At 51.0% G+C, this 11,338-nt stretch carries 13 protein-coding genes; 1 reads left to right on the top strand and 12 read right to left on the bottom strand.

The window, feature by feature from the left end:
* Positions 1-96: 96 nt before the first annotated feature.
* The 10 genes from era to lepA all read right to left on the bottom strand — a co-directional run bounded on the left by era (position 97) and on the right by lepA (position 9,579).
* Positions 97-990, bottom strand: coding sequence for a GTPase Era (gene era / locus WAO31_RS05960; RefSeq protein WP_509591423.1), 894 nt, complete (start codon positions 988-990; stop codon positions 97-99).
* Entirely contained in the window at positions 983-1,771 is a 789-nt protein-coding gene (locus tag WAO31_RS05955; RefSeq protein WP_509591421.1) for a hemolysin family protein, read from the bottom strand. Before WAO31_RS05955 ends, era begins: the two co-directional genes overlap by 8 nt.
* A 31-nt stretch (positions 1,772-1,802) precedes the next feature.
* Positions 1,803-2,261 (bottom strand): rRNA maturation RNase YbeY, encoded by a 459-nt coding sequence (gene ybeY / locus WAO31_RS05950; RefSeq protein WP_509591418.1) that lies wholly within the window; start codon positions 2,259-2,261, stop codon positions 1,803-1,805.
* The gene (locus tag WAO31_RS05945; RefSeq protein ID WP_509591416.1) at positions 2,258-3,217 is read right to left on the bottom strand and encodes a PhoH family protein; all 960 of its coding nucleotides are present in this window, start codon (positions 3,215-3,217) and stop codon (positions 2,258-2,260) included. Before WAO31_RS05945 ends, ybeY begins: the two co-directional genes overlap by 4 nt.
* The gene (locus tag WAO31_RS05940; protein WP_509591413.1) at positions 3,214-3,552 is read right to left on the bottom strand and encodes an HIT domain-containing protein; all 339 of its coding nucleotides are present in this window, start codon (positions 3,550-3,552) and stop codon (positions 3,214-3,216) included. The genes WAO31_RS05945 and WAO31_RS05940 overlap by 4 nt, the downstream gene beginning before the upstream one ends.
* Before the next feature lie 30 nt (positions 3,553-3,582).
* Positions 3,583-4,323: a 16S rRNA (uracil(1498)-N(3))-methyltransferase gene (locus WAO31_RS05935; protein ID WP_509591411.1), complete on the bottom strand. Its 741-nt coding sequence runs from the start codon at positions 4,321-4,323 to the stop codon at positions 3,583-3,585.
* Positions 4,316-5,386, bottom strand: coding sequence for a molecular chaperone DnaJ (gene dnaJ / locus WAO31_RS05930; protein ID WP_509591408.1), 1,071 nt, complete (start codon positions 5,384-5,386; stop codon positions 4,316-4,318). The genes WAO31_RS05935 and dnaJ overlap by 8 nt, the downstream gene beginning before the upstream one ends.
* Complete coding sequence (gene hrcA, locus WAO31_RS05925) at positions 5,387-6,412, bottom strand: heat-inducible transcriptional repressor HrcA (protein WP_509591406.1); 1,026 nt, start codon at positions 6,410-6,412, stop codon at positions 5,387-5,389.
* Between the two features lie 73 nt (positions 6,413-6,485).
* On the bottom strand, positions 6,486-7,718 hold the full coding sequence (gene hemW / locus WAO31_RS05920; protein WP_509591404.1) for a radical SAM family heme chaperone HemW: 1,233 nt from the start codon (positions 7,716-7,718) through the stop codon (positions 6,486-6,488).
* A 1-nt stretch (position 7,719) separates the two neighbouring features.
* Positions 7,720-9,579: a translation elongation factor 4 gene (lepA, locus tag WAO31_RS05915; protein ID WP_509591402.1), complete on the bottom strand. Its 1,860-nt coding sequence runs from the start codon at positions 9,577-9,579 to the stop codon at positions 7,720-7,722.
* A 154-nt stretch (positions 9,580-9,733) separates the two neighbouring features.
* Between lepA and rpsT the strand changes: the two genes are divergently transcribed.
* On the top strand, positions 9,734-9,997 hold the full coding sequence (gene rpsT, locus WAO31_RS05910) for a 30S ribosomal protein S20 (protein WP_509591400.1): 264 nt from the start codon (positions 9,734-9,736) through the stop codon (positions 9,995-9,997).
* A 29-nt stretch (positions 9,998-10,026) separates the two neighbouring features.
* On the opposite strand, the gene holA is transcribed toward rpsT, so the two are convergent.
* Together holA and WAO31_RS05900 are read right to left on the bottom strand one after the other, a co-directional pair.
* Positions 10,027-11,019: a DNA polymerase III subunit delta gene (holA, locus tag WAO31_RS05905; protein WP_509591398.1), complete on the bottom strand. Its 993-nt coding sequence runs from the start codon at positions 11,017-11,019 to the stop codon at positions 10,027-10,029.
* 12 nt (positions 11,020-11,031) lie between these two features.
* Positions 11,032-11,338, bottom strand: a 307-nt coding sequence (locus WAO31_RS05900; RefSeq protein ID WP_509591396.1) for a ComEC/Rec2 family competence protein, incomplete at its 5' end; no start/stop codon positions are given.

The following is an 11,338-nucleotide window of genomic DNA, read 5'->3' as shown; positions in this document are numbered from 1 at the left end:
AGCCATGACTAAAGCTCCGCGACGAGGAGGGCCGAATTTAGGCCTCGTCGCGGCCACTAAGTAGTAGCTCGAAGAACACGTTCATAACGCTAGCACTTAAAAGCCAAGCTTTCCCAGCTGCTTTGGGTCCCTTTGCCACTCGTGGGCAATCTTTACGCGCAGGCTCAAAAATACCCTGGCTCCCAAGAGCGCCTCTATTTCCTTGCGAGAGCGGGTCCCGACATCCTTCAGTCGCTCACCACCCTTACCCAGCACAATCCCTTTTTGGCTGTCCCTCTCCACAAAGATATTGGCGTGAATGTCTATCAAATCCGAATCTTGACGCTTTTTCATCTCGTCCATGGTGACGGCCAAAGAGTGAGGGAGCTCGTGCCTAACTCCCTCGAGGGATGCCTCGCGAATCAATTCACAAATCCTGGACTCAATCGATTCATCGGTGTTTATGTCCTTCGGGTAAAGCTCAGGAGAAACTGGCATCAGGTCCAATAGCAACTTTGTTAGCTCCTCAAGCTGTTCACCCCCAATCGCCGACACTGGAATGATTTCGGCCCAGTCACGAAGTTTTGAAACTTCCATTAGCTGATTAGCCAGCGACTCTCTGGAAACAGTCTCGCTCTTGGTGACTATGGCAACGAGCTTTGCTCTTCTAAAATCCCCAAGCTGTTCATTGATGAATCGATCCCCGGGGCCAATTTTGTCGCCAGCTGGAAAACACATTCCAATCACGTCTACCTCGGAAAGTGTCGAGGCAACTAAATCGTTTAATCGCTGACCCAGCAGGGTGCGCGGGCGATGAAGCCCAGGAGTATCAACGATGATTAGTTGACCCTCGGGTAAGTGGACAATGCCACGAATGGCTCTTCTTGTGGTTTGAGGCTTATCGCTAGTAATCGCAATCTTTTCACCGACTAGAGCGTTGGTGAGAGTTGATTTCCCGACGTTGGGCCTTCCTACAAAAGAGACGAAGCCCGCTCGGAATTCATTAGTCATCGTTTTCAGAATCCTCAACCAGAGGTTTTAGTTGCGCTCTCACTACAACTGTGAGCAGTCGCTTGCCCCGGCCTTCAACTCTATCTGCGGTCAGTTCAAGACCGTGAACCTCAACCTGATCTCCGACTTTGGGCAGTCGCCCAAGCTCTTTGGTGAGTAACCCTCCGACCGAATCTACGTCTTGGTCTTCCAGCTCCATTTCAAATAGTGCGCCGAGTTCAAACAGCGCAAAGCGAGCATTGACCCGGTACAGACCCTCTTCAATCGTCTCAACGTCTGGAATTTCTCGGTCGTACTCATCGACGATGTCTCCAACAAGTTCTTCAATTACATCTTCCATGGTGACAAGGCCAGCTACCCCTCCGTACTCGTCGATAACAATCGCGACGTGGGTAGAGCTGCGCTGCATATCTTGCAACAGATCCTTAAGTGGTTTTGACTCGGGGACAAAAACGGCCTTTCGAGCTAGTTGTTCGGTAGTTTTTTCTAGCATCAATTTCGGGCTCTCGTGCAGCACCTTTGCAACGTCTTTCAGATAAAGCATTCCAAGAATATCGTCAGTGCTTTTTCCAGTCACTGGAAGTCTTGAGTATCCACTTGAAAGAAAAATTGTCATCGCCGAATCGAGGCTGGCATCTGAAGTAATGGTTGCGATGTCAATTCGAGGAACCATAACTTCCCGTGTGATGGTTTCAGAAAATTCCTCAACTGAATCGATGAGCTCTTGCTCATACTCCTCTGCCTCGGTGGAGTCTACTTCTGGCTTTTTGAAAAAATTCAATAAAAAATCGAATCTAGAACTACCTGACAAGCTAAACACTCTCACTCTCGTAGAAGGCTTGAAGAATTGACTTCTGGATTCCAAACATCTCTTTTTCTTCCTCCGGTTCGCTGTGGTCAAAGCCCAAAAGGTGCAAAATGCCGTGGGCGGTTAGGAGCAATATCTCGTTCATGGTTTCGTGACCAGCGGTGTCGGCCTGACGCTCGGCAACCGAAGGGCAGATCACAACATCGCCAAGTAGGCCCGCGGGTGTTGGTTCGTGTTCTGTACCCGGGCGAAGCTCATCCATTGGAAAGCTCAGTACATCGGTCGGTCCGGGCTCGTCCATCCACTGAATGTGAAGGGCCTCCATGGCGGGTTCGTCAACAAAGATAATGGCAAGCTCGGCACCGGGGTGAATCTTCATGCGATCCAAAGCAAAGCCGGCAAGCTTTAGGACTCTTAATTCGTCGACCCTATGGTCAGTCTCGTTACTGATTTCGATACTCACTTTTGAGCATCTTTCTTCGGTTTCTTAGCAGCTAAATCGTAGGCGTCCACAATCTGCCCAACCAATGGATGCCTGATGACATCCTTTGAACTCATTCTGGCGAAGTGAATTCCATCAACAGCATCAAGAACCTTTGAAGCGATGGTCAGGCCAGAAGCTCCCCCGGGTAAGTCAATCTGGGTTATGTCTCCGGTGATTACCATCTTCGAATTGAAGCCCAGGCGGGTCAGAAACATCTTCATCTGCTCACCGGTTGTATTCTGCGCCTCATCCAAAATAATGAACGAATCATTCAGTGTTCTTCCACGCATGTAGGCAAGGGGGGCAACCTCAATTGTTCCAGTGGCAATCAGCTTTGGAACTGAGTCTGGATCTAACATCTCGTGGAGGGCATCAAACAAGGGTCGAAGGTAAGGATCAATCTTCTCTGACAGCGTTCCGGGCAAAAATCCGAGTCTTTCTCCGGCTTCGACCGCAGGCCTGGTCAAGATGATTCGGGAAACCTCCTTGCGCTGCAAAGCCTGCACTGCTTTGGCCATCGCAAGGTATGTCTTTCCGGTTCCGGCTGGGCCAATTCCAAAAACGATGGTGTTTCTATCGATTGCCTCGACATAGCTTTTTTGACCGGTAGTTTTTGGTCTTATCGATTTACCTCTCGAGCTAAGAATGCTCTGAGATAGAAGGTCGGGCTCAGATCTTCTAAGATCGGCTGCAGAGATTTCGGATCCGGTGCTGACCGCTGCAATTATTTGCCTAATTCTTGTCTCGGCCTTGGCCACTTCAGAACCCAAGCCGGTAATCTCAACCTGGTTGCCGCGCGCCAAAAACTTCACATCAGGGAAGCTTTCCTCTATGACCCTCAGAAGGCGATCCTCCGGACCAAATACAAACACCGGGTCAACGCCCGATATTTCAACAACTACAGTGGTCGAATCTCTGGATTCAGAAACGGTCAAGAGCCGTCCTTTGCAGTGTCGGAAATCACGTGTGCGTGAGCGTGAAACACCGTTTGCCCAGCCTCGGCGCCGGTATTGAATTGAAGCTTGAAAGAGCCCGACGTGAACTTTTTAGCAAGATCGGTAGCTGTTTTTAGAACCTCGGACAAAATCTGGGGAGCATTCTGCGAAAGTTCGGCAACGTCTTTGTGGTGCGCTTTGGGGATAATCAAAAGATGGACCTTGGCAAGCGGGGCGATGTCCCAAAACGCCAGGGTGTTCGCAGTTTCTGCAACGAACTCGGTCGTTATCTCGCGAGAAACGATTTTGCAGAAACTACAGCTTGCTTCACTCATGCTCATAAGTCTAGTTTTTTGCCGGCGCGGCTAAACCCAATCCCCCAACTTTGCCTGAAGGTAGGAAACTGCCGCCATTCCGGCCGTTGAGGTGCGAAGGACTCCGCTTCCAAGGCGCACGGAACTAAAGCCCGCCTTTTTGAACGACTCCAATTCTTGCTCCGAAATCCCTCCTTCGGGGCCCACCACAATGGCTACTTTCCCCGCAGCTTGCGGGTTTATTTCAGTTATCGATTTTTCGGCCTCGGGGTCCAGAATCAGCACCTGATCAAACGCTTCAAGAGCTGAAATAAGTTCCTGGCTGTCCAGCACCTGATCAACTCTGGGGATGAAAGCCCGAAGCGACTGCTTGGCAGCCTCGGTGACGATTGTCTGCCAGCGAGCTTGACCCTTCTGCTTTTTTTCAGCTTTCCAGATTGAAATCGATCGATCCGCCTGCCAGGGAATCACCCCGAATAATCCAAGCTCGGTGCAGGCCTGAATCGCGAGCTCGTCGCGATCACCCTTGGCTAGAGCTTGAACCAAAAAAAGTTGTGACTTAGGGGCCAAGACTTGCTCGATGCTCTCAATGGACATCTCCAAGGTTTCTTTTTTAACCTTTGTGACCGTGCCTCGAATCTTTACCCCAAGTCCGTCACTAATCGCAATTGACTCACCGATAGTCAAACGCCGAGCACTTACCGCATGCTTAGCCTCTGGGCCTCCGAGAGTAAAAGATGAGCCCACCGCACTGTCAGATCCGATGGCTGCAAAAAACAGTGGTTCAACCACGGCGTCGACCCTGGAAAGAGCCTGACTTTCTGATAACTAAACCAGGCGTGTCTGATTTTCTAAGTCCTGCTAGGGAACGAAATAGTTCCTTTTGTTTCGAATCCAGCTTGCTTGGAATCTTTACTTGAATCGTGACGAGCAGATCACCGCGACCGGACTGACGTAATCTACCGAAGCCTTTACCCTTGATTGTCAAGATATCTCCACTTTGACTTCCGGCCGGAACCTGCAATTCAATTTCACCGTCAAAGGTATTGATTTTTGCCATGGTGCCAAGCACGGCATCATGAAGCGGTACTTCAAGTTCGCAAGTTAGTTCATCACCATCACGTCCGAAGTACTGGTCCGGTGCTATTGAGATGTCAACGTAGAGATCACCACTTGGCCCACCTCCAAAACCGACTTCGCCGTTGCCGGCAAGCTGCAGCCTGAGTCCATCTTCAACGCCCGCGGGGATTTTCAGTTCAATGTCACGCCTTGCTCGAACGCGTCCTTGACCTCGACACACAAGGCATGGCTCTTTTATGATGTGGCCGTAGCCTCGGCAAGATCCACAGGGGCTTGAGGTTATGACAGAACCGAGCAGTGATCTGACCTGGGTTTGAACCTGACCACTGCCTCTGCAGATGTCACAAAGCGAAGGGCTGGTGCCGGGCTTTGCGCAGCTGCCGTTGCAGGTATCGCACAAAATAGCCGTGTCCACTGGAATTGACTTCTCAACCCCAAAAATCGAATCTTCAAATGACAGTTCGACTCGTAGCAGAGCATCCTGGCCACGCTCGGCGCGTGAGCGGGGTCCACGCTGAGACCCACCTCCAAAAAATGTTTCGAAGATGTCCCCGAAGCCAAATCCGGCTTCGCCCCCACCGGAATCGTAGTTTCTTCTGGACTGCTCGTCGCCTAGGACTTCATAGGCGTGAGTGACGGTCTTGAAACGCTCCTGGGCTAGCTCGGAGGGATTCACGTCCGGGTGTAGCTCGCGAGCTAACTTGCGATAAGCCTTCTTAATTTCTTCTGTTGAAGCATTTCTGGAAACACCGAGAACTTCGTAATGGTCAGCCAATTAGTTTGAGCCCCCGAGAGATTTGGTTAGGTACCTAGCTACAGCTAAAACTGCGGCGATGTTGGAAGAATAATCCATGCGAGTAGGCCCAATAACACCAACTTTTGCCATCTCATCGCCCTGGTTCTCATAACCTGATACCACAACTGAAGTTGACAAAAACGCGTCTACTGTATTTTCTCTTCCAATCCGAAGAGAGACGCCGTGAGAATCAGCCTGCATTTCAGAAATTAGCTTTAGAAGAACCACCTGCTCCTCGATTGCCTCCAGAACAGGAGAGATACTTCCAGGGAAATCTTCTCCGCGGCGAGCCAGGTTTGAAGTCCCCGCCAGCAGAATCTTTTCCTGGCTGTTTGCGTCGACCAGCAGCGAAAGCTCCTGGAGGACACGGTCCGCAAGTGGCTTGAGATTGGAAGCAACTTTTTGACCCACGGCCTTAAAGGCAGCCGCCGCTTCCCTTAATGGCTTTCCGCCCAGAGATTCGTTCAGAAAGTTTCGAAGCTTTTCAACATCTGCCGCCTGGAATCCCCCTGGGATATCTAGGACGTGCTGCTGGATTCGACCCGAGTCTGTAATTAGCATCAGTAGTAGTCGCTGCTGGTCAATAACGATAAGTTCTATGTGCTTCATGGATGCTCGGCCAAGACTCGGGTATTGCACCAGAGCAACTTGATTTGTTAGCTGGGCTAAAAGTCTTGCTGTGTGACCCAGGGTTTCATCGAGGTCCGAGCTCTTTGATAAAAATCCTTCGATAGCAGCTCGCTCAGCTGCACTCAATGGTTTTACATCCCTCAATTGATCCACAAACATGCGGTATCCCTTGTCGGTTGGGACTCGACCGCTTGAAGTGTGCGGCGCAACAATCAGCTCTTCTTCTTCTAAAATCGCCATGTCGTTTCTAATGGTCGCTGCCGACACACCGAAAGAGTGTCGTTCAACCAGAGACTTAGAACCAACCGGTTCCTTCGAGGCGATGTAATCGCGCACGATGGCTTTTAGAACTTCGAGGGGACGATTCGGAATCATTCTAAAAATCACCTGCCTTATTAGCACTCATTGGTTCTGAGTGCCAATATTACCCGCAACTTCGAATCTTTACTCAGTGCGTCAACATTCGAACCACTGCATCGGCCAGGAGTCTGCCCTGGACGGTTAGCACCAACTGCCCCGCTAGGGCGGGTTTTGCCTGAATCAGTCCATCGGCAATCAGCTGAGGAATTTTTTGCTTAGCGGTTGGCTCCAATGCCACGAGTTCAGAAATACTCATCCCTGATGAGGTTCTTGACTCCAGAAGAACCCGCTCGAGACTTGCAATGTCAGAAGTTAGCTGCTCACGCCCAGCAGCTGGAGACACCAAACCCTCGAGCTTTTTTGAGTAAGTGAGAGGATGCTTCTGGTTCCACCACCGGACGGATCCTAAGTGGGAGTGGGCGCCCGGACCATAGCCCCACCAGTCTTGCCCCATCCAATAAGCCAAGTTGTGGTTGGACTGAAGACTTTCGGATTTCGCCCAGTTACTGATTTCATACCAGCCATAGCCAGCCGCTGATAATAAGGTCTCGGTTAGTTCATATTTTTCCGCCTGCAGATCATCGTCCACATCGGCCAATTCCATCGAGCCTATTTGCCTAGCAAGTTTTGTTCCTGGCTCGACGATCAGTGAATAGGCAGAGAGGTGATCGGGCGAAAGTGCGATTGCGGCTTCTAAAGACTCACGCCACTGTTCAAGTGTTTCTCCGGGAGCTCCAAAAATCAGATCCAGAGAGGTCCCAAATCCCAGAGTCTTAACAATCTCGAACGCCTTGGCCACGTTATCGGGGTTGTGGGTTCGCTCCAAAGTGTTTAATACGCTCTGCACCCCGGACTGCATACCAATTGATACCCGATTGAAACCAGCTTCCCGAAGCTCGGAGAATTTCTCCACCGTGACAGTATCCGGGTTCGCCTCTGTGGTGATTTCAGCACCTTCGATAAACCCAAACTGATGTGAGAGCGCATCTAGGATTTGAATTAGATCTCCAGCAGGTAAAAGCGATGGGGTTCCTCCCCCAAAAAATACGGTCGTGAATTTCCTTGGAGCAACACCCGATTTTTCGAGCACCCCCGCGGAAAATGAAATTTCGGAAATCAAAGAGCGCGCATAATCGCTCTGCTTGAGGGTTCCAAGTTGTGTCGCGGTGTAGGTATTGAAGTCGCAGTAGCCGCAGATGTCTTTACAAAATGGAATGTGAACGTAGGCGTGAAAAGTTCTGGATTCGTGGCCCTGAATTTCGGTTTCTGATAGTAGCCCGTTCGCCGGAGCTTCGTCGCCGTCTGGAAGTGGTCCCGACATCCTATTTGGCTTTCTTTTCGCCCTTTTTTTCGCCGTCAGAAGATAGAGCGGCGATAAATGCTTCCTGAGGTACCTCAACGCGCCCCACCATCTTCATGCGCTTTTTACCTTCTTTTTGCTTTTCTAGGAGCTTGCGCTTTCTAGAAATATCTCCACCGTAACACTTGGCTAGAACGTCTTTGCGAACTGCTCGAATCGACTCGCGGGCAATGATTCTTGCTCCAATGGCGGCCTGAATTGGAACCTCAAATTGCTGCCTTGGGATGAGCTCACGAAGTTTGCCGGTAATCATCACGCCGTAGGCGTAAGCCTTGTCTTTGTGAACAATTGCGCTAAATGCATCGACTTGTTCGCCCTGAAGTAAAAGATCTACCTTGACTAAATCCCCTTCAGCCAATCCCGCCTCTTCGTAGTCCAGCGAGGCGTAGCCCTGCGTTTTACTCTTTAGCTGATCAAAGAAGTCAAAGACAATCTCGGCAAGTGGGAGTGTGTAGCGAAGCTGAACCCGATCCTCTCCCAAGTACTGCATATCGATCATCACACCTCGTCTAGTTTGACAAAGATCCATGATGGTTCCGACGTAGTCTTTCGGCGCCAAAATAGTTGAGCGTACCATCGGCTCCAAAACTTTACGGATTTTTCCGCCCGGGAATTCACTCGGGTTAGTCACGGTGATTTCCTTGCCGTCATCAAGCGTTACCTCGTACACCACCGACGGGGCCGTTGCGATTAGCTCTAGCCCAAACTCGCGTTCTAATCGTTCCGTCACAATTTCAAGGTGCAAAAGACCAAGGAATCCACAACGGAATCCGAACCCTAGGGCAACGGAAGTCTCTGGCTCGTACACCAAAGCTGCGTCCGAAAGCTTTAGCTTGTCTAGTGCTTCCCGAAGTTCCGGGTAGTCAGATCCGTCAATTGGATAAACCCCGGAGAAAACCATTGGCAATGGCTCAGAGTATCCGGTCAGTGCCTCGGTGGCGGGTTTGTTGGAGGTGGTGACGGTGTCACCAACCTTGGACTGTCGGACATCTTTTACCCCGGTAATCAAATAGCCCACCTCGCCTACCCCAAGACCTTTAGTTGGTTCAGGCTCCGGTGAGCTAACGCCAATTTCGAGGAGCTCGTGAACCGCCCGAGTTGACATCATTTGGATCTTCTCCCGCGGGGATAAACTGCCGTCGATCATTCGAACGTAGGTCACCACACCGCGGTAGCTGTCGTAAACCGAATCAAAGATCATGGCGCGAGCTGGAGCGCTGGGGTCACCGGTAGGAGAAGGAATAGTTGCGACAATTTTGTCCAAAAGCTCACCTACCCCAACACCGGTCTTTCCAGAAACTCTTAGGCAATCCGCTGGGTCTCCCCCGATTAGGTTTGCTAATTCTTCTGCGTACTTGTCCGGCTGAGCCGCTGGCAAGTCAATCTTGTTCAGAACTGGAATGATGGTGAGGTTATTTTCCATGGCGAGGTAAAGGTTTGCTAATGTCTGAGCTTCAATACCCTGAGCGGCGTCAACGAGCAAGACCGCGCCCTCACAGGCGGCCAGTGACCTGGAAACTTCATAGGTGAAGTCCACATGGCCGGGAGTATCAATCATGTTTAGCGCAAAGACTTCTCCGCCAACATCCCAAGGCATGCGAACCGCCTGAGACTTGATGGTAATTCCTCGCTCGCGCTCAATATCCATGCGGTCTAGGTACTGGGCACGCATCGAGCGGTCATCCACAACACCGGTCAGCTGAAGCATCCGGTCGGCAAGAGTTGACTTACCGTGGTCGATGTGAGCGATGATGCAAAAATTCCGGAGTTGCCCGGGATGCGTCTTGGACGGCTCCAGCTTGGTTTTGGCGCGTGGCGACAAGGGCAATTTCCTTTAGGTGGGAGCCGTGAGGCTTTTCTCCTATTCTCGCATAACCTCAAGCATCCAAGCCCTTAGAACCTGATCAGCTGTTGCTTCAAGCCCGTGCTTGCCAGTAAGATAGAGCGGTTGGGTATCCCCAAAACGAAAGAAAAAAATGGCAAATATCAAGTCCCAAGTCAAGAGAATCTTGACCAACAAGAAGGCAACTGAGCGTAACCGTGCCGTCAAGAGCGAGCTCAAGACTGCAATCCGTGTTGCCCGCGAGGCAACCACCGGTGGCGACAAGGCTATTGCAGCTGCCGCTGTTTCAGCAGCCAACCGAAAGCTAGACAAGGCCGTTTCAAAGGGTGTCATTCACAAAAACCAGGCCGCTAACCGCAAGTCTTCTCTTTCCAAGAAGGCATCAACCCTGAAGTAAAGCTTTGCTTAAGAAAACACCAAGATCTTTTAGGTCTCGGTGTTTTTTTGTCCCCTGTTTGAAAGAAGTAGGACCAGCTTTTCAAGGGCAAAAACCGAATCTTTCTCCATACCCTTTACAGCAGCGTCGGCGGTGGCAATCGCCATAACAGCATTAGCTAGTCCCTCCTCGCTCCAACCTGCTAGATCTTTACGAGCTCGATCTATCTGCCAGGGTTGAGCTCCCACGTTCCCAGCGCTTGCATACTTATTTCCATAAACCTTGGCCATCAGTCTTACCTTCATAGCGAAGGCAGCTACCACTGGAACCGGATCGGCGCCGGTAGCAAGAGCGTGCCGCAAGAGAGCCAAAGCCTCCGCACTTTGTCCGGCGAGGGCGGCATCGGCAACTTTGAATGCGTTGGTTTCGACTCTTCCGCCGAAGTACTTATCGACCGTTGCCTCATCGATTGACTCAGCCTGATCTGACAGTAGTTGCGAGCAAGCTGCTGCAAGTTCTGATAAATCATCGGCGAAAGCATCGGCTAGGGCACGAAGCGCTCCCGGAGTAATTTTCCTTCCCGCTGCGGCAAACTCAGACTGAATAAAGGCTGATTTGTCAGAGTCCTTTTTGATTTCCGCGCAAGCAATCTCGACCGCATGATCCGATGCCCTAATGGCATCGATTAGTTTCTTACCCCGAACACTCGAGGAGTTGTGCCTGAGCACAATTGTGGTTTCTAGGCTCGGTTCTAAGAGGTAGCTCAGACCATCTTCGATAAGCGCATCAGAGCACTTCTCCATTCCTGAAATAAGTACAAGTCTTGGCTCCATAAACAACGATGGGCTGGCAAAAGCCGAAAACTGACCGGGCGCGTAATCACCGGCAAGAAGTTCGTGGACTTCGACCCCCGCGTCCAAAGCCTTTAGTTGATCGCGAATCGAACGAATAGCTCGGTCGGCCAGATACTCTTCCGGTCCGGAAACAAAAACAATCGAGGCTGGCTTCGCATCGCGCCAGCTGACCTGTTTTGCTTTTCCCACTCCTCTAGCCTACTAACCGCTCCCCGCCCAGATAAGTGAATGCCCTTCAACCGAAACGGCGATCGAACCAGATAGGTCAGTGCGCAAAACCTCAGACCCAGAACGGGCGAGAAGATCGAGTAGCCGCTTACCCGGGTGACCATAACCATTTTTTGACCCAACAGAAATGAGGGATAGTTCGGGACGCAGGCTCTCGTGAAATTCATCTGATTGATCGTTTGACCCGTGGTGAGAGACCTTCAGAACTAGAGGTTTGGTTGAGGACATAAGAACTTTTTCGGCGGCGGATGCGATGCGCTGCTGTCCAGATTCTCCCAAG

This window comes from Rhodoluna sp. (assembly GCF_049276775.1).
Lineage (GTDB): Bacteria > Actinomycetota > Actinomycetes > Actinomycetales > Microbacteriaceae > Rhodoluna.
Note: the sequence above shows the minus strand (reverse complement) of the source record. Positions and strands in the feature narration are given on the sequence as shown.